General features: G+C 45.0%; 18 protein-coding genes. 4 read left to right on the forward strand and 14 right to left on the reverse strand.

Going from position 1 to position 17,672, the window contains the following annotated elements:
- Positions 1-100: 100 nt before the first annotated feature.
- The 8 genes from recG to DXX92_RS00300 all read right to left on the reverse strand — a co-directional run bounded on the left by recG (position 101) and on the right by DXX92_RS00300 (position 9,228).
- Positions 101-2,188, reverse strand: coding sequence for an ATP-dependent DNA helicase RecG (gene recG / locus DXX92_RS00265; protein ID WP_115998593.1), 2,088 nt, complete (start codon positions 2,186-2,188; stop codon positions 101-103).
- Positions 2,189-2,245: 57 nt separating this feature from the next.
- Entirely contained in the window at positions 2,246-2,956 is a 711-nt protein-coding gene (gene trmH, locus DXX92_RS00270; protein WP_115998594.1) for a tRNA (guanosine(18)-2'-O)-methyltransferase TrmH, read from the reverse strand.
- 195 nt (positions 2,957-3,151) lie between these two features.
- Positions 3,152-3,541 carry a RidA family protein gene (locus DXX92_RS00275; protein WP_115998595.1) on the reverse strand — a complete coding sequence of 130 codons (390 nt, stop codon included), beginning with the start codon at positions 3,539-3,541 and terminating at the stop codon, positions 3,152-3,154.
- An 87-nt stretch (positions 3,542-3,628) separates the two neighbouring features.
- Positions 3,629-5,731: a bifunctional GTP diphosphokinase/guanosine-3',5'-bis pyrophosphate 3'-pyrophosphohydrolase gene (gene spoT, locus DXX92_RS00280; RefSeq protein ID WP_115998596.1), complete on the reverse strand. Its 2,103-nt coding sequence runs from the start codon at positions 5,729-5,731 to the stop codon at positions 3,629-3,631.
- A 277-nt stretch (positions 5,732-6,008) separates the two neighbouring features.
- The gene (gene rpoZ / locus DXX92_RS00285) at positions 6,009-6,287 is read right to left on the reverse strand and encodes a DNA-directed RNA polymerase subunit omega (protein WP_115998597.1); all 279 of its coding nucleotides are present in this window, start codon (positions 6,285-6,287) and stop codon (positions 6,009-6,011) included.
- A 54-nt stretch (positions 6,288-6,341) separates the two neighbouring features.
- A complete protein-coding gene (gmk, locus tag DXX92_RS00290) occupies positions 6,342-6,971 on the reverse strand; it encodes a guanylate kinase (protein WP_428977351.1) in 630 nt (209 codons plus the stop codon).
- 168 nt (positions 6,972-7,139) lie between these two features.
- Complete coding sequence (locus DXX92_RS00295; RefSeq protein WP_115998598.1) at positions 7,140-8,327, reverse strand: amino acid aminotransferase; 1,188 nt, start codon at positions 8,325-8,327, stop codon at positions 7,140-7,142.
- Positions 8,328-8,517: 190 nt separating this feature from the next.
- Complete coding sequence (locus DXX92_RS00300) at positions 8,518-9,228, reverse strand: DUF445 family protein (RefSeq protein ID WP_115998599.1); 711 nt, start codon at positions 9,226-9,228, stop codon at positions 8,518-8,520.
- A gap of 116 nt (positions 9,229-9,344) precedes the next feature.
- Between DXX92_RS00300 and DXX92_RS00305 the strand changes: the two genes are divergently transcribed.
- Positions 9,345-10,220 (forward strand): peptidylprolyl isomerase, encoded by an 876-nt coding sequence (locus tag DXX92_RS00305; RefSeq protein ID WP_115998600.1) that lies wholly within the window; start codon positions 9,345-9,347, stop codon positions 10,218-10,220.
- Positions 10,221-10,226: 6 nt separating this feature from the next.
- Here the strand turns inward: DXX92_RS00305 and DXX92_RS00310 are convergent, their stop codons facing one another.
- The gene (locus DXX92_RS00310; RefSeq protein WP_181901658.1) at positions 10,227-11,156 is read right to left on the reverse strand and encodes an alpha/beta hydrolase family protein; all 930 of its coding nucleotides are present in this window, start codon (positions 11,154-11,156) and stop codon (positions 10,227-10,229) included.
- A 181-nt stretch (positions 11,157-11,337) separates the two neighbouring features.
- On the opposite strand from DXX92_RS00310, the gene DXX92_RS00315 reads away from it, so the two are divergent.
- The 3 genes from DXX92_RS00315 to DXX92_RS00325 all read left to right on the forward strand — a co-directional run bounded on the left by DXX92_RS00315 (position 11,338) and on the right by DXX92_RS00325 (position 14,819).
- Positions 11,338-12,693 (forward strand): DASH family cryptochrome, encoded by a 1,356-nt coding sequence (locus DXX92_RS00315; RefSeq protein WP_220347616.1) that lies wholly within the window; start codon positions 11,338-11,340, stop codon positions 12,691-12,693.
- Between the two features lie 319 nt (positions 12,694-13,012).
- On the forward strand, positions 13,013-13,156 hold the full coding sequence (locus tag DXX92_RS00320; RefSeq protein ID WP_116002240.1) for a DUF2256 domain-containing protein: 144 nt from the start codon (positions 13,013-13,015) through the stop codon (positions 13,154-13,156).
- A 22-nt stretch (positions 13,157-13,178) separates the two neighbouring features.
- A complete protein-coding gene (locus tag DXX92_RS00325) occupies positions 13,179-14,819 on the forward strand; it encodes a cryptochrome/photolyase family protein (RefSeq protein ID WP_115998602.1) in 1,641 nt (546 codons plus the stop codon).
- 38 nt (positions 14,820-14,857) lie between these two features.
- On the opposite strand, the gene DXX92_RS00330 is transcribed toward DXX92_RS00325, so the two are convergent.
- From DXX92_RS00330 to DXX92_RS00350, 5 genes are all read right to left on the reverse strand, one after another.
- On the reverse strand, positions 14,858-15,547 hold the full coding sequence (locus tag DXX92_RS00330; protein ID WP_115998603.1) for a flavin reductase family protein: 690 nt from the start codon (positions 15,545-15,547) through the stop codon (positions 14,858-14,860).
- A 74-nt stretch (positions 15,548-15,621) separates the two neighbouring features.
- A complete protein-coding gene (locus tag DXX92_RS00335) occupies positions 15,622-15,837 on the reverse strand; it encodes a TIGR02450 family Trp-rich protein (protein ID WP_115998604.1) in 216 nt (71 codons plus the stop codon).
- Positions 15,838-15,863: 26 nt separating this feature from the next.
- Complete coding sequence (locus DXX92_RS00340; RefSeq protein WP_115998605.1) at positions 15,864-16,424, reverse strand: CIA30 family protein; 561 nt, start codon at positions 16,422-16,424, stop codon at positions 15,864-15,866.
- A gap of 91 nt (positions 16,425-16,515) precedes the next feature.
- Positions 16,516-16,989, reverse strand: coding sequence for a transcription elongation factor GreB (gene greB / locus DXX92_RS00345; protein WP_115998606.1), 474 nt, complete (start codon positions 16,987-16,989; stop codon positions 16,516-16,518).
- A 26-nt stretch (positions 16,990-17,015) separates the two neighbouring features.
- Complete coding sequence (locus DXX92_RS00350; RefSeq protein ID WP_115998607.1) at positions 17,016-17,495, reverse strand: NYN domain-containing protein; 480 nt, start codon at positions 17,493-17,495, stop codon at positions 17,016-17,018.
- Positions 17,496-17,672 lie beyond the last annotated feature (177 nt).

Consider the following 17,672-nt stretch of genomic DNA (forward strand, 5'->3'; position numbering starts at 1 on the left):
TGAATGGAGGAGTGTTTTCAAAGTCGTTTAGGTGAAATGATTTCAGTTGTTGCGGAATATCAACTAAATAGGTTTATCACGCGATGTCGATATGTAAATGCTAGGCGTTGGAGTATTGTTCGCGATTGCCAAGCCAGCGTTGAATTATCCCTTCCGCTTGTTTGGGGTGTTGCTGCCATAGCAGATAGGCGTGTTGTTGTACTTCTGGGATCAGGTCTTTGTCGCGAATAAGGTCGGCAATTTTAAGATCAGCTAAACCCGTTTGTTTGGTGCCTAACAGCTCGCCTGGGCCGCGAATCTCTAAATCTTTTTGCGCGATAACAAAGCCGTCATTACTTTCTCTGAGCACGCCTAAACGCTTGGTGGCGGTTTTGGAAAGTGGTGACTTATACATTAGCACACAGTGCGAGGCAACCGAGCCACGACCCACACGGCCGCGTAATTGGTGCAGTTGGGCTAAACCTAAGCGTTCAGGGTTTTCAATCACCATTAAACTGGAATTTGGCACGTCAACGCCAACTTCAATCACTGTAGTCGCCACCAATAAGTGCAAGTCACCGGCTTTAAACGCTTCCATCACCTGCTGCTTCTCAGCGGGTTTCATCCGGCCGTGCACTAAGCCAATTTGCAGTTCGGGGAGGGCTTCTTGTAGGTGATTAGCGGTATCTTCAGCTGCTTGGCATTGCAGCACCTCTGATTCCTCAATCAAGGTACATACCCAGTAAGCTTGGCGATTATCATTCATACAACCTTGGCGAATACGTTCAATCACATCATCACGGCGGCTGTCCGGTAGGGCAATGGTATTAATCGGCGTTCGCCCCGGTGGTAATTCATCAATCACTGAAGTGTCGAGATCGGCATAAGCAGTCATCGCCAGTGTTCTTGGAATTGGCGTTGCCGTCATGATCAGTTGATGAGGAAACTTGTTATCAAACGCGCCTTTTTCTCGCAATGATAAGCGTTGATGAACACCAAATCTGTGCTGTTCATCGATAATGATCAAGGTCAGTTTGTGAAATTCTACTTGCTCTTGGAAGAGTGCGTGGGTACCAACCGCCATTTGAATGGTGCCATCGGCGATTTTAGCGAGTGCTTCGCGGCGCGCTTTGGCTTTGGTTTTGCCCGCTAACCAACCCACTGTGATATCAAGTGGTTCAAACCAGCGCTGAAAGTTAATGGCGTGCTGCTCGGCAAGAATTTCGGTCGGCGCCATCAGCGCCACTTGGTAGCCTTGGCTAATGGCGGTAATTGCAGCAAGTGCTGCCACTAAGGTTTTACCTGAGCCAACATCCCCTTGCACTAAGCGCATCATCGGCACTTCTTTCGCCAAGTCGTCGCGAATTTCTTTTACCACTCGTGCTTGTGCGCCAGTTGGCGAAAACGGCAAGCTATCAAGAAATTTCTGGTTGAGCTTAGTATCCACATGCATTGGCATGGCATCGTGTTTATCTGCCGATTGACGCAGCTTAACCATGCTCAGGTTGTGAGCGAGTAGTTCTTCTTTAATTAACCGCAGCTGTGCGGGATGCTTACCGTTTTCCAATTGCTCAGTGGAAACATCTGGTGGCGGGCGATGGATCAGTTTTAGCGCTTCTGCGAGCGTATATGGCTCGTTCAGAAACTGCGCTGGCAGTAATTCTTCTACACTGCCATGTTCTAGGCGCTTTAATGCTTGCTCGCTGATATTGCGAAAGGTGATTTGTCTCAGGCCGTCTGTGGTTGGATAAACCGGTGTAAGTGTTTCTTCAACGGCGGTTAATGCTTGGTCGTTATCAAGCGGCTTGTATTCAGGGTGTACAATCTGAAAGCTGCGCGGGCCGCGCTGTACTTCACCATAACAACGTAATTCAGTGCCTATGGCTAATGCATTTTTTTGCGCCGCAGAGAAATGGAAAAAGCGCAGGTCGATACTGCCAGTGCCATCGTTGATGGTGACGACAAGCATGCGTTTGCGACCCAATACCACTTGGTTATTGGTAATTTCACCAATAATGTTAGTGTAAATGCCGGGCAGTAAATCGCGCACTGCCGTGACCCGAGTGCGATCTTCGTAACGCAGCGGTAAGTGGAACAATAAATCTTGCACAGAGTTTAAGCCCAGCTTGGCAAACTTGTCTGCCATGGCTGGACCGACACCTTTTAACGAGGCGATAGTGACTTGCGCTAAATTAGTGGTTCCCGACATTTTATTCTTATTTTGATTGAGCTTAGCTTTATTCCATTAGTGCTATTTCGTTAACGATTATTCGTCGTCAATATCGGCCCAGGCCTCTTGGCTCATTTGCATTTTTTGCCACCAATCGTCAGAGGCAATAATTTCGCCGTCATCGTTAATGTGTGGGTAAGGTAAGCCTTTTGATTGGCACACTTTAGCAAAAATAGGGTGACCACCTTCAAACAACATACGCTGACGAGTGTCTTCGTCAATGGTTGCACGGCCATACATGCCAGCTGCTTCGCGTTGGCGTTGTGCTTCGTATAACACTACCGCATTGGCGACTGATACATTTAGCGACTGCACCATACCGACCATAGGGATGATGATATCTTGATCGGCCATTTCTTTGGCTATATCTGAAGCGCCAAACTTTTCTTGGCCTAGAATGATCGCGGTTGGTTTGGTGTAATCGATTTCACGAAAGTCGACTGCTTTGTCAGATAGATTAGTCACCAATACCTGCATATTCTGGCGTTTCAGTTCGTTAATCGCATCTTTGGTTGATGAGTAATTGTGAACATCCACCCAGTTTTGACTGCCAGCCGCAATGCCACCAGATGCACGCATTTGCTCATTTTTCCAAACCGCATGTACCGCACTTACGCCAATGGCGTCACAAGTACGCACTACAGCAGCCAAGTTATGTGCTTTGTGCACACCTTCCATACACACGGTTAAATCCGGTTGGCGGTGGTTGAGCATGCTTAAAATACGGTTATGTCGTTCTGGAGTCATTTTCTTCACATTTAAGATTAATTCGGTACTGCTGTGTATTTTAACAGTAATTGCCGAGAATGTATGCTGATGAGCAAAAATGGTGTTGGGTTTGGTGATGTGCACCTAAATTTAGCGGTGGCTGACTAGCCAAGTGTAGCCACGTTTAGGTGCGAGTAGGAAATCAACCGATAAAAATCGGTTGATTGATACCAATTAAGCGACGTTAGGAATTTCCATAATACCGTCAATTTCAATATCTACGCCTTTTGGCAGTGCCGATACTTGAATCGCCGCGCGTGCTGGGTATGGTTCCGCAAAGTACTTGCTCATAATTTCGTTAACGGTGGCGAAGTTGGCTAAGTCCGTCATGAAAATATTTACTTTAACCATGTCGTTAATTTCGCCGCCAGCCGCTTCACATACCGCAACGAGGTTTTTAAATACTTGCTCTGCTTGTTCGGCAAAATCATCAGAAACTACTTCCATAGTTTCCGGTACTAGTGGAATTTGGCCTGATAAATATACCGTATTTCTGACTTTAACCGCTTGGCTGTACGTACCGATTGCGCTTGGTGCATTTTCGGTTGAAACAATAGTTTTCATAATCTTCCTTTTAACTGCAGGTTGTATTACTACAAGCTTTATTTCTGCAGGTCTTTATTGCTAAAAGCTTTTGACGAGCTCTGTTTATTACTTATTGCGAACGACCTTTTGTACGTCGATCATCTTTTTAATTTTGCGAATAATTTCGGCTAAATGAACGCGATCACGACAGGTAATTTCCATGTCGATGGCGTATAAGCCAGTGTCTTTTTCGCCGGAATTCATCGAATGCACGTTGGATTCATTCTTTGCGACAACATTGGTCAGTGCCGCTAATGCCCCTTGATGATTAACAATCTCAACGCGAAGTTTAGCGATAAACTCTTTATCGATATCGCTGTCCCACTTCACTGGGAAGAGTTTACTCTCGTGCGTTTTAACGTTTTTACAGGTTGCTTGGTGAACAATTAAGCCTTTACCTGGGCTAAGGTAGGCCAAAATGGTATCGCCAGGGATTGGTCGACAACATTTACTGTAAGTGACCAGCATACCCTCTGTACCTTTAATTGGCATCTTATTTTTCGTTGGTACGGTTTCTTCGCTGTCGTCAGTAAACTCATCGGTTAAGCGGCGAGCTATACCAATGCTCAGGGCATTACCTAAACCTATATTAACCAGTAACTGATCTAAACTTTCATTGCCTGTTTCGGCAACCACTTCAGCAATCTTCTCTTCTGAAATATCTTCCAGTTTGGTGGTACCTAATGCATGGCTGAGTAAACGCAGACCAAGTGCTTGTGATTCATTTTCTTCCTGCGAACGTAAGTAAGTGCGCACTTGCAGCCTTGCCTTTGCTGTTACCACAAAGTTTAACCAAGTCGCATTGGGCCTTGCCGCAGAAGAGGTGACAATTTCGATGGTTTGGCCCGAATCAATCGGCTGGCTTAGTGGGTAAGGTTTGCGATCAACTTTACAGCCAACACAAGAATTGCCCACGTCAGTATGCACTGCATAAGCGAAATCAACGGCAGTAGCGCCCATTGGTAATTCGATAATGCGGCCATCTGGGGTGAATACGTAAATCTCTTCTGGGAAGAGATCTGATTTTACGTTTTCGATAAATTCAAATGAGCTACCTGCACTTTGCTGCAGTTCCAGCAAGCTTTGCATCCAACGACGTGCTTTCATTTGCGCAGTTGTGCCTGTGTCGTCACCGTCTTGCTTGTAAAGCCAGTGGGCGGCAACCCCTTTATCCGCCATTTGATCCATGTCGTTAGTACGAATTTGGATTTCTACAGGAATACCGTGTGGGCCAATCAGTGAGGTATGTAGCGATTGATAACCATTGGTTTTTGGAATAGCGATATAGTCTTTAAAACGGGTTTCGATTGGCTTAAACAAGTTGTGTACTGCGCCAAGTGAGCGGTAACAGTCGTCAATTTTTTCCGGCACGATGACGCGGAAGGCGTAAATATCCATTACTTCGTTAAACATCAGCTCTTTGTTTAACATTTTGCGGTAAATCGAATACAAGTGCTTTTCGCGGCCAATAACTTGCGCTTGAATACCCGCTTCCGCTAAGCGCTGTTCAATTTCGCCCTGAATATTGTTAATAATTTCTTTACGGTTGCCACGTGCTTGTTTAACGGCAGAGCGCAATGCTCGCGAGCGCATTGGGTAGAGTGCTTCAAAGCCGAGCACTTCTAACTCATTTTTTATATCGTGAATACCTAAGCGGTTGGCAATTGGTGCATAAATCTCTAAAGTTTCACGGGCAATGCGGCGACGTTTGTCGGGACGCAGCGATTCTAGGGTGCGCATATTGTGGGTGCGGTCGGCCAGTTTAATTAAGATCACGCGAATATCGCGGGTCATCGCCAACACCATTTTGCGGAAGTTTTCCGCCTGCATCTCTTCTTTGTTGTCGAACTTTAACTTGTCGAGTTTACTAACCCCTTCGACCAATTCAGCAACCGTGGCACCAAATTGCTCTGCCAGTTCGTCTTTGGTGACTTCAGTGTCTTCAATCACATCGTGCAGTAGTGCTGCCATTAAGGTTTCGTGATCTAAGTGCATTTTCGCCAAGTTTAAAGCAACGGCAACGGGGTGAGTGATATAGGGATCGCCACTTGAACGCATTTGACCATCGTGGGCATCGTGTGCCACGACATAGGCTTGCTTAAGTAAATCGAGCTGCACTTTCGATAAGTAACTGGAGGCAAACTCTTTTAATGGTTCAAATAGATACACTCAAAACTCCCAAAATAGGTTGACGAGAAAATTAGAGAAAGAGGGAAAACGCAGCTAAATCAACGGTTGAATAAATTTAACTCACGTTAAGGCAAGGATAAGCAATATTGTCGAGCTTGCCAAGAGGCAGAGGGCTTACTTTACCGAGCAATACCGCCTAATCGGAGGAGTTTGTTGCGCTTGGAAATCATTTTCATGGTGAACAAATGACGGCAACAAAAAACGGGTTAACGATTGATACCGTTAACCCGTTCCAGCAATAAGTTTTGCAGGCTAATTAGTCTTGCTGACCACCAACAATGGCAGCAACAGCAGCTAACTCAGCAGATTCTTGCTGAACTTGCTCGTGACGCTCAGCGTCATCCATAATTTCCGAAGAAATTAAATCTGACTCGATTTCACGTAACGCTAATACCGTTGGTTTGTCGTTCTCTAACTCAACTAGAGGGTCTTTACCGCCAGTGGCGATTTGACGAGCGCGACGTGATGCAACTAACACCAAGTCAAAGCGATTGCCGATTTTTTCTACTGCATCTTCAACAGTTACGCGAGCCATGTAGCTACTCCACAATGATTATTTTCAAAAATAGCCGCTTATTATAGTAAACGATCAATCATTAGCCAATAGATCCGTGAATAAATCTTGATGCGCTTGCGCTTGTTGGCTGCGCTTCAATCTTTGGTTGTCAACGATCGTAGTTAAGTCGGCTAATGCCGTGTCAAAATCATCGTTAACGATGATGTAGTCAAACTCTTGATAGTGTGAGCATTCTGCTTGCGCTTTGGCCATGCGATCGGCGATGACTTCATCACTGTCTTGACCGCGACCACGTAAACGATTTTCTAGCTCTTGGCGTGATGGTGGGGCAATAAAAATAGAGGTTACATCAGGGCGCTTCATACGTACTTGCTGGGCACCTTGCCAGTCGATATCTAAAAATACGTCAATGCCTTTCGCTAATTGCTCGTCAATCGCGGTTGCTGACGTGCCATAGTAGTTACCAAATACTTCGGCATATTCGTAAAATGCGCCGCTTTTGATTTGCTGTTCGAAATCCGCCTTATCAACAAAGTGATAATGAACGCCGTTTTCTTCACCAGGACGAGGGGCGCGAGTGGTGGTTGATACCGATACTTGTAATGGGCGCGCTGAACCTTGTTTCAGTAGCGCAGAAATTAAACTGGATTTACCTGCACCACTTGGCGCTGAAAGAATAAATAAATTGCCGTTAGCCATGATCATTAACACCCATCTAAGCAAAAATAATTGGGGCGCACTATACAGAAATCATTAGCGAAAGTCTGTAATCGAGGTGTAGCCAAACCCTTTTCAGACAAAATTTAGCTAATAATTAGACAGTAAAAAACCGGGCGAACCCGGTTTTGAATCATTAATTAACGTGCTTTGTTATAGCACTTTGGCAATTGATTGCGCTAGGTAATCAACATTTGCTTTTGAAATACCAGCAATGCTCATGCGGCTTGAGCCGACCATGTAAACGCTAAATTCGTCTTGCAAGCGTTGTACTTGCTCTGGCGTAATGCCAAGGAATGAGAACATACCTTTTTGACGAACAATATGGCTAAAGTCGCGTGTGACGCCATTTTCGACTAGCTTATCAACGATCATTTGGCGGTTGCCGTTAATGCGATCGCGCATTTCTTTCAATTCGTCGTACCATTGGTTGCGTAGCTCGTCTGAGTTTAAAATGGTTTCTACTAACGCCGCGCCATGTGCTGGCGGCATTGAGTAAATCACACGAACGACGTGCAATAACACTGAGCTAGCGATATCTGCTGCCGCTGCTGATTTAGCAATCACGGTTGTCGCACCAATGCGCTCACGGTATAAGCCGAAATTCTTAGAACACGAGCTACAAACTACCATTTCTTCTGCGCTATCTGCCATTAAGCGCAGGCCGTAAGCATCTTCTTCTAAGCCGTCGCCAAAGCCTTGATAAGCCATATCAATCACTGGTAAGAAACCAATCGATTTAGCCACTTCGGCAACTTGTTGCCATTGCTCTTGGCTTAAGTCCATACCACTTGGGTTATGACAACAAGCGTGCAACAACACGGCGTCGTCAGCACTAACTTCTTTTAGGGCAGCTAACATGCCATCGAAGTCGAGCTTTTTGTTTTCAAAATCGTAGTAAGGGTAAGTTTTCACGGTCAGGCCGGCTGCTTGGAATAAACCTGTGTGGTTAGCCCATGTTGGATCGCTCACCCAAATGGTTGCACCCGCTTTACAAGATTTAATAAATTCTGCAGCAACGCGCAAAGCACCCGTGCCACCTGGCGTAGAAACCGTACGCGCACGGTTATTGGTCAGTACTTGGTGCTCACCAAAAATTAACTCAGCCATTTTTTCGTTGAATAATGGCGAGCCGGTCGGGCCAATGTAGACCTTGGTATCTTCGGTATCGAAACGATGTTTCTCTGCTTTTTTAACACAATCTAAAATTGCGGTGTGACCAGCTTCGTTTTTATAAACGCCGACACCTAAATCAATTTTTTGCGAGTTTTCATCTTCACGATATTTTGCCAATAGACCCAGAATTGGATCTGCAGGACGTGGCTTTAAGCTACCAAACATGACTCCATTTACCTTCTTGTTTGCGGGAGAGAAATACTGCGAAAGGACAGTACGATTACTGCCTAAGCATAGCTATTTGGATGGCTAAATAAAAGCGAAAAAAGCAACTTTCGCTTATCGTCAAAATAAAAATAGCGAATGAAAATTTTCATCCGCTATGACAAACAGTTAGAGAATTGATTAAAGTAATTTAGAAGGTATTCGTTAAGGCGGCAATCAAGCCAATAATACCGCCAAATACACCGCCCCAAACCACGAGCCAGCCCAAGTGTTTGCGGATCATATCTTGAATAATCTCTTTCACTAGCTGCGGGGTGAGTTCATCCAGTCGCTGCTGAATAATGTCGCTGACTTTTTCTTGCATATGAGCGATATTGCTGTCGCCTTCTAAGGACTCACGCAAATTCGTATGAAAGTCATCGGTTTGGGTGATGTCTTTAACTGCACTTTTCATTTTTTCGATAAAGGGCTCACGCATTGGCTGTAGCGCTTCACTGCCACCAACCATGGCCAGCATGCCGCCGAATTGAGAATTTTCAATCACATCGACCAAGCCATCAAAAGCTGGGTTTAAATCCACTTTTTCAATCACTGGCTCTAAATTGATACTGGCGGCGCCACCTTTGTCATCTGATAAGAAGCGGTCGATATTTTCCTTGGTGAAAAACTGCTTCATCATCAGCTCACGAATACCGATTTTGAAATCTTCAAAGCGCGCGGGGATGACGCCAGAGCCATATAAACCAGGTACTTTTTCGAACAACATATGCACGGCTAACCAGTTGGTCACGGCGCCAGACAGGGCAAATAAGCCAATGGCAAAAAGAATAGGCTGGGCACTTATATGGCCGATGATTACCAGCATCAGTGCGATAAGGTTAGTGACACTGCTTTTGTTCACTTGCGATCCCTTATTGGAAGATAGTTTTCAGTGATGGCAATGGTAGCAAGTCTATTGAATTGCTGACAATAGTTGCGCAAGATAAGCAAGACAGGAAAAAGAATAAGAAACTAGCTATGTTGAAAAAACTCCTCACCAGCTTAATAGCGGCTGGCATGATATTAGCGAGCTGTCAGGCGCTTGCTGAAACCCAATGGCGTACCGTTAGTCCAGATAACTTAATGGTGATGACGCTGCCCCATGGCAAAGTCGTGTTCGAACTTGCACCACAGTTTTCACCTAAGCATGTTGCTCACTTTAAAGCGTTAGCCGCGAGTGGCCATTATGATGGCAATAAGTTTTATCGGGTAATTGATGGCTTTGTCGCCCAAGCAGGCCCAGATGAAAGCGCGCCAGAAAACAAGGACAAGAAACCTCAGACGATCGCCATGGAAAGCGAGTGGTCTTTGGCGAAATCACCTAAGATTACGCCAGTGCAATCGCCGGATTTATTTGCGGAGCAAACGGGTTTTAGTGGCGGTTTCGCACTCGCCAGTGACAGCAAAGCAAACAAAGCTTGGCTTACCCATTGCCCGGGCGTGCTGGCGCTAGCACGCGGTAATGATCCGGACTCTGGCAGCAGTCACTTTTATATTACTAATGGTCAGGCTCCGCGTTATTTAGATCGCATTATGACGATATTTGGCCGCGTGGTTTACGGCATGCCGCATGTACAAGCCATCACCCGCACAGCGGTAATTGAAGGCGAGGCGCCAGTCGATAAAGCGGACTTTACGCCCATTGTTAACATGGCCTTGATGTCGAGCTTGCCAGCCAGTGAGCAACTGGTGATTCAAGTGGAAGATACTGAATCAGCAGCGTTTGCCAAAAAACTGGTAGATCGTCGCGATCGCAGTCATGCGTTTTTCTACAAAAAGCCACCGCCCGTATTAGATGTTTGCCAAGTACCTGTAGCAAGCAGAATCGTGCCCGCGAATATCGATAAAGGCTAATAAAAGCTAACGGCAATATGACGTTAACCAATCAGTGGTGCGTTTTGCTAGCGCAATGCGGTTCCATGAAAAACTATGATCGCCGGCCATTTCTAAATAGCTGGCATTAGTTGCCCCTTGCTGTTTAGCGCTGGCGATCAAGCCTGCGCTATCTTTTGGGGAAATAATCACTAAATCGCCCACTTGGTAGATGTCTTGTTTGCCTTGTACGATCAATACTGGTTGCGTTTTAAACTTGCCCATTTGCGGCGCTAAGTGAAAGGCCTTTGCTTTCGCCTCTTTTAACGCATCAACAAATGAATAGCCTTTGAGCGGTAGCAATGGGTAGCTCATGTAGGGATCGCTGGCAACAACATTAAAATCAGCAAGCTGTTTCGCGACACCGCCAATATCGGTTGGCGCTATTGCTAGGGTACATTGTGTGCTTTGGTTGATACCAGAATAGAGCGCATTAAAGCCACCTAAGCTGTGGCCCACTAGGCTAATTTTCTGGTGATCAATAAACTCACTGTGTGGAAATTTGCCTGTGCGAATGAGCTTGATGACATTCGCCGTATCAGCCACTTGATTGGCAATGCCGTACTGACCTTCGGCGCCCCAAGCGCCGCGATAATGGAAAAAGATCACGTTAAAACCAGCCCGGCGATAGACTTGTGCTAAGTCCAAGTTTTTCTCATTGCCGGGAAAGCCATGTAGCAAAATAATGGTAGGGTGTGGCCCTTTGCCATTCGCCTTGTACATGATCATTGGCATCGCTGAGCCATCTGATTCGATATTGCCCTCAAAAATGCTGGGTGGCGAGCTAAAGTCCACTTTGTCGAGATCTTCAACCACAGGATTAAAGGTATTGGCAAGCGCACCAGTTGCTAGTGATAGCGTTGAAACAAACAACATCAACCGTAAAAGTAAGTGAAGCATCTCATTGTCTCTTCTCATTAGTTAATTATTTTAGTCAGTTATTTTTCGTCCATTGAATTCACCATAAGCTTTGTCATTGAGATCTGCAACAGGAGTGGATTACCTAACAGTGAAGATTAATGTCATCTTATCTTGGCCTGACAACGTAATGTAAACACACGCTGTTTAAGCAAGTTATCGTCTGGGTAGGCATCACGTGATGAACACTGGCATATTTATTTTTAGCAATGATTTACGCATTCAAGACAATCGTGCGTTATTTGAAGCGGCGCGCCAATGCCAGCGGCTGATACTTTTGTATGTGATTGATGAAAGGCAAAATAACCACGAGCAGTATCAATGCAAGGCGGTTGGCCAGCATCGACAAGCATTCATTGCACAAGCACTGACTGACTTGGCGCAACAAGTACTTTTGCTCGACCAGCACTTAGTAATTCAAAAAGGTGCCACATCAGAGGTGCTGAAGCATCTGGTCACCGTTTACGATGTGGATACCATTTATTACTCGGCAACAGGCGATTACCGTCAACAGCATTTGTTTGCCCATTATCAACAACAAATCACGCCGATTAGAATCGGTGCTGGAAAAGCTGATGTTAAATGGCAAGGCATTTGGCAGCACACCTTGTTTGAGCAAGCTCAGTTACCTTTCGCGCTTGATGATATTCCCACAACGTTCAGTAAATTTCGTCGCCAGCTTGAGAAAAAGCTGCCCGCCATTGCTAAACCACAGCAGCTTACTAGCTTGCCGCCAAGTCCTGAATTACTGGCTTTTGATTTAGGTAGTGATGCAGCCTTGGCCGCGCTGTTAAACCCAGACACTCCCAGCTTTTTTGACGGTGGTAGCCATGCTGGCGAATTACAGTTGGCGATTTATTTTCAAAGTGAACTGCCACAGCACTACAAAGAAACCCGTAATGCCCTTGATGATTGGTCGTCGTCAACCAAGTTTAGCCCATGGTTAGCTGCTGGATGTTTGTCGCCACGACAAGTGTATTGGGCGTTAAAAAAACATGAACGTCAGCAAGGTGAGAACGAGTCAACCTACTGGATATTCTTTGAGTTACTGTGGCGTGACTACTTTCACTGGTTGGCACAAAAGATTGGTGCCCATTTGTACGCTTTTACGGGTATGCATGATCACAAACCGCTGACGAGCTTCCACGGTGAGCGCTTTGTTAAATGGCAGCTCGGCCTAACACCTTATCCACTGGTTAATGCCATTATGCATCAGCTTAATGACACTGGTTATATTTCAAATCGAGCGCGGCAAATTACCGCTAGCTGTTTAGTTAATGAGTTGTCGTTAGATTGGCGTTATGGTGCAGCTTATTTTCAACAGCAATTAATTGATTATGATGCCGTGGTCAATTGGGGTAATTGGCAGTATATCGCCGGTGTTGGTGCTGACCCACGCGGTGGTCGCCACTTTAATCTTCAAAAACAACAGCAGTTGTTTGACCCCAACAATGAATATATTGCTAAGTGGCACGGTGAGCAGCTAGCGGAGCCGATTGACTCTGTCGATATAGTTGATTGGCCGATAGCCAAATAGCTGTTAAGGCTTGGCTCACTATGGCTTAGCTAATACCAATTTGATCAATTATTTAGCCTCTCAGAATGACATAAGCAGTATTAGAACAAACGAAATTTATGACGATATAGTTGTTCTACATCAAGTGAATTTTGTGCAGTTATCATGCTGCTTATGCATTCCCAAGGGCGAGTTTTAAAGGCTCATATACTGCGTTATGGCGTTTGACAAGGGAATAACCATTCTCTACACGCCAAGCCTTGTCTATGAGCCTTTAAATTCTCGCTGAGTGATCAAATAATTATTCAATTTGGTATAACAAAACATGGTGTTGAATGTAATGCATAGCAAACCGCATTTACCTTATAAAACTTGCCCTGTGTGTGATCGTCCGTTTTCGTGGCGCAAAAAATGGCGCAACTGTTGGACTGAGGTGATCTACTGCTCTAAGCGTTGCCGTAGCAACAAGCCCCAACAAACCTGATCAGAGTGACGAGGATGTTTAGATGCCACTTCAACGTTTGGTGCCTGAGAAAAGCGCCAATGAAGGCGCTAACAAAGGTGTTAGCAAAGACAACCAAGAAGCATACAAAGAACTTAGATTAATTTTAGGTGATCAGTTAAACGCTGGGCACTCGTGGTATCAAACCAAACAAAGTGATGTCTTGTATGTGATTGCTGAACTTAAGCAAGAACAGAGCTATGTGAAGCATCATGTGCAAAAGATTCAGGCATTTTTCTTGGCGATGTCACAATTTGCCGATGCACTCAGCCAAGCAGGCCATCAAGTCTTGCATCTGACCTTAGATGATACGCAAGATTTCCAAGATTTACCGAGTTTACTTACTCATTTACTAATGCGTTATCAATGCCAATGCTTTAGTTATCAGCGCCCTGATGAGTATCGCTTAGCGGAGCAATTGTTTAACTTTGCTAGCCGTTTTAGTGGTCAAAGTCGATGTGTTGAAACAGAACACTTTTTCTTAAACTTCAATGAGCTTAGTGATTATTTTCAAGCAGACAAACGCCATCGTTTGGAAGTGTTTTACCGCAAAATGCGCAAGCGTTTTAATTACCTGATGGCGGGTGATGAGCCTGAAGGGGGTCAGTGGAATTATGATCAGGACAATCGCCACAAGTTAAAGCCCAAAGATATTGAACAGCTACCTGAACCACTTGTTTTTGCTAATGACGTTGCAGCGATTAATCAACGTTTGCAAAAGCACAATATTGCTAATTTTGGTGAGCAATCGGATCAATTGCTTTGGCCAGTTAATCGCCGTCAAGCAAAGGAGTTACTGGAACACTTTTGCGTTAGATGTTTACCAAAGTTTGGCCAATTTCAAGATGCGATGACCTGCCAAGGGCAAGATATGATGTCCGATCGTCAGTGGAGCTTGTATCACGCCCGCTTATCGTTTGCGCTGAACGCGAAAATACTGTCACCACAGCATGTGGTAGACGCGGCAATTGATTACTATCGTCTTCAACCCGAGCTAATATCGCTCGCGCAAATTGAGGGCTTTGTTCGTCAAATTCTGGGGTGGCGTGAGTTTGTTCGCGGTATTTATTGGGCGAATATGCCTAATTACGCTGAGCAGAATAATTTGTCAGCTAATGAACAACTACCGACATGGTTTTGGACGGGTAAAACGAAAATGAACTGTCTGCATCATGCGATACAGCAGTCATTGCAATATGCCTATGCCCACCATATTCAGCGTTTAATGATCACCGGTAACTTTTGCTTGCTGGCGGGAATTCACCCCGATCAGGTCGATGCTTGGTATCTTGGCATTTATATCGATGCTATTGAATGGGTTGAAATGCCAAATACGCGTGGCATGAGCCAGTTTGCTGATGGCGGTATTGTCGCTTCAAAAGCCTATGCAGCGTCAGGCAACTATGTTGATAAAATGAGTGATTACTGCAAGTCGTGCGCGTACAAAGTGAAAGAAAAAACAACCGATGACGCTTGCCCACTCAACAGCTTGTACTGGCATTTTATGACCCGTCATCGCGATAAGTTTGGTACGAATCCGAGGCAGGCCATGGTTTATCGCAATTGGGATAAGCAGTCAGAGAGTCAACAGGCTGCAATTTTAGCGAAAGCGGATCGTTTGCTGTTGCAGCTTGATAAGCTGTGAGCCGCTTCTAAACCGCCAATAGGTTTTAATTTTTCTGGCTAGTTTTCGACAATCGCAAATTGACCATCAAATGGTGTCGATTGTTTGCCGTCTAGGGTCAGGTTACTGACTGGTTTATCGGGTTTTGCATAGCTTAAGCGCGATAACCGTTGGGTAACGTGATAACTGTCTAACCCTGAAATCGCCACTGTTTCAATGGTTTCAATATCGAGGTAACCGTCAGCCCGCAGGGCATTTTCAGCGACGTGAATTTGTTGTATTTCACCGATAATAAATTCCGTGTTATTGGCTTCAATTGGCTTAATATCAATTAACTTAACACCGTATTTTAATTGGCTTTCACCAACAAAAGGGGCGTCGAAATTGGCAATAAACTCAGCGCTTAGGCCAACTAAATCAAATTCACTTTGCTCTTGTGCATAACGCGCTGAAGTTTGATGCGCTGCTTGCCAAAATTCTGCTGAAACTTGGTTAACGGTAAACAGGCCGGTTTCGGCAATATTTGAAAAGGTATGGCGTGGCACTGAGTTCGGTCGCATGATTAACCCAATGAGCGGCGGGTTTGCTCCTAAATGAACAACTGAACTAACAATAGCGAGGTTTAGCTGACCGTCAGCGTCTTGTGAGCCAATAAGATTAGCACTCTTAAAGCCAGACAAGCTGTTGATCAGCCGAGCGCGGTACCTGTGCTCTAAATTGTTTAAATCATCACGTTCAAATGTTTTCATTACTGCCTATACCTATTGCTGTCTCTATACTTTGCTTATTGATGTCGATTACTGTTGCAGATCATCGCCAATAGTTACTGCCAACCCTGACGCCATGTTGAAGAATCTTTTAGGTCGCGCCAATTAATCGCTTGAATGCGTTTACTCATCACCGCTTGCAGTTCACAAAGGATTACTTTGCCGTCTTCATCAAATTCAACCTTGGTCACGGCAAAGTGCTTTTCTTTATTCACAGGTTGGGTGTGCGTCCATTTCGAATGGAGCAACTTACGTGGTGCAACTTGATTCATGCTGGAAAATGCGTTTTAACAACTGATTAAATAGCTTCAAGCACTTCAATGGCTTGCACTTGCAGTTTGAACTTGCCCGCGGTTTTATCGCCAATCAACAAGCCAACTTGTATGGCATCGCCAAACTTAAGTGGTGGCGCATCTTGAATATCGCGTCCACGAAAGCGTGGACTAAAATCATCCTCGGTAAAGCTGAGTTGTTGCCATTGGTTGGGTTTGGTGGTGAACTCGGCAACGTAGGCAGCACCTTGATAAACGTCGTGCGTCTTGAGGCGTAATTGATACTTGCGGCCGTCACCTTTAACAACCAAGCGAACTACGCCGCCGTTGCTGAAGTCTGGTGAAATTACACGTCTAATCGATGCAAAACCGCCTTTATTTGCCAGTGACACGTCACCTTCAAACACGCCATAGCCAAATTCGCCTTGGTCATATTGAAAATAAAAGCGACTGGTAGAAATACCGCCCATCACAGAGTCGTTAATGGTCTGCCAATGCTTGGTTTCGATATTATCAAAAAGGATGTCATTCGCTAAAACTAGTGACGGAAATGCTGCGAGCAAAACAAGTACCTTGGAAAATTTCATTACGATAGCTCCAAATGAAGCCTTGAGCTTTTTACTAGTACTGTCTTACGCGCAGAGTGCGGGGAAAGTTCAACGCTCCCTTGTTGACTGCTTACTTATACCAGATTTCGATCACTTCGAGATAACGCTCGCCCTCGGGGGTTTTAACCACTACTTCATCATCAACTTGTTTGCCGATCAATGCGCGGGCGACGGGTGAATCAATGCTAATTTCGCCTTTTTTAACATCCCATTCATCAACTCCAACAAGGCGATAGGTAAACTCGTTATCGTCTTCATCAATCAGCTTGACCCAAGCGCCAAAGAACACTTTGCCTTCTTGCTGTTTTTCAGGGTAAACGATTTGCAGGTCTTCAAGGCGTTTATTTAGAAAGCGCACGCGGCGGTCAATTTCTCTGAGGCGTTTTTTACCATAGATATATTCGGCATTTTCACTGCGATCACCTAATGCTGCGGCTTCAGAAACCGCTTTGGTGACTTTCGGGCGCTCATCTTTCCACAGGTATTTCAGTTCGCGATCAAGGCGTTCATAGCCTTCACGGGTAATGTAATTTGATTTTCGCATGGGTGCCAAGTTTATCTTAAAAGCAGTTATAACAGTAAATTATCATTAATTGCGGTAAAGCTATCAACCGCATTCACTAGGGTATTGGCGGTTAGTTGCTCAACGCCAAACACTTGGGTTGTCACTTGATTTTTATCGCGAATATGGTGCATCAGTAAATCAAAGTCGCCATCGCCAGATAGTAAGATCACTTTATCAACCTCAAGCCCAGCTGCAGCCTCCATTATATCTATGGTAATGCCGACATCCCAATCGCCTTTGGCACTGCCATCTGCCCGCTGAATAAAGGGCTTGAGTTTGACGTTAAAACCTATGTGTTTTAGTGCTGTTTGGAATTTGTGTTGCTGATCATCACTGCGCTGTATTGCATAGGCATTGGCGAGCTGAATATCGTGGTCTTGGCTAAGCTGCTGCCAAAATGCGCGATAGTTAAACTGACGGCCATAAATTTGGCGAGTAGTGTAGTAGATATTTTGTACGTCAACGAAAATCGCGGTTTTTATCATGAGGAGCGGTCAACCGATTAAGGAAGTTTTTTAACAGTTACTGAGCATATATTGAGTGCAGTTAATAGTCGAATTGAATGTGGGGCTGATAGTGAAATTGCGAGCAGAATAAACACAGCGCATGTGAGCACTAGCTGGTACAATTAGGCTTTAAGCATTATACACCTTTCTCATTTT

It is taken from the genome of Thalassotalea euphylliae (assembly GCF_003390395.1).
GTDB lineage: Bacteria > Pseudomonadota > Gammaproteobacteria > Enterobacterales > Alteromonadaceae > Thalassotalea_F > Thalassotalea_F euphylliae_C.

Bases quoted from the DNA above. Each gene is read 5' to 3' on its own strand.
- recG (WP_115998593.1), bottom strand. From the start codon at position 2,188: ATGTCGGGAACCACTAATTTAGCGCAAGTCACTATCGCCTCGTTAAAA.
- trmH (WP_115998594.1), bottom strand. From the start codon at position 2,956: ATGACTCCAGAACGACATAACCGTATTTTAAGCATGCTCAACCACCGC.
- DXX92_RS00275 (WP_115998595.1), bottom strand. From the start codon at position 3,541: ATGAAAACTATTGTTTCAACCGAAAATGCACCAAGCGCAATCGGTACG.
- rpoZ (WP_115998597.1), bottom strand. From the start codon at position 6,287: ATGGCTCGCGTAACTGTTGAAGATGCAGTAGAAAAAATCGGCAATCGC.
- DXX92_RS00295 (WP_115998598.1), bottom strand. From the start codon at position 8,327: ATGTTTGGTAGCTTAAAGCCACGTCCTGCAGATCCAATTCTGGGTCTA.
- DXX92_RS00305 (WP_115998600.1), top strand. From the start codon at position 9,345: ATGTTGAAAAAACTCCTCACCAGCTTAATAGCGGCTGGCATGATATTA.
- DXX92_RS00310 (WP_181901658.1), bottom strand. From the start codon at position 11,156: ATGAGAAGAGACAATGAGATGCTTCACTTACTTTTACGGTTGATGTTG.
- DXX92_RS00315 (WP_220347616.1), top strand. From the start codon at position 11,338: ATGAACACTGGCATATTTATTTTTAGCAATGATTTACGCATTCAAGAC.
- DXX92_RS00320 (WP_116002240.1), top strand. From the start codon at position 13,013: ATGCATAGCAAACCGCATTTACCTTATAAAACTTGCCCTGTGTGTGAT.
- DXX92_RS00325 (WP_115998602.1), top strand. From the start codon at position 13,179: ATGCCACTTCAACGTTTGGTGCCTGAGAAAAGCGCCAATGAAGGCGCT.
- DXX92_RS00330 (WP_115998603.1), bottom strand. From the start codon at position 15,547: ATGAAAACATTTGAACGTGATGATTTAAACAATTTAGAGCACAGGTAC.
- DXX92_RS00335 (WP_115998604.1), bottom strand. From the start codon at position 15,837: ATGAATCAAGTTGCACCACGTAAGTTGCTCCATTCGAAATGGACGCAC.
- DXX92_RS00340 (WP_115998605.1), bottom strand. From the start codon at position 16,424: ATGAAATTTTCCAAGGTACTTGTTTTGCTCGCAGCATTTCCGTCACTA.
- greB (WP_115998606.1), bottom strand. From the start codon at position 16,989: ATGCGAAAATCAAATTACATTACCCGTGAAGGCTATGAACGCCTTGAT.
- DXX92_RS00350 (WP_115998607.1), bottom strand. From the start codon at position 17,495: ATGATAAAAACCGCGATTTTCGTTGACGTACAAAATATCTACTACACT.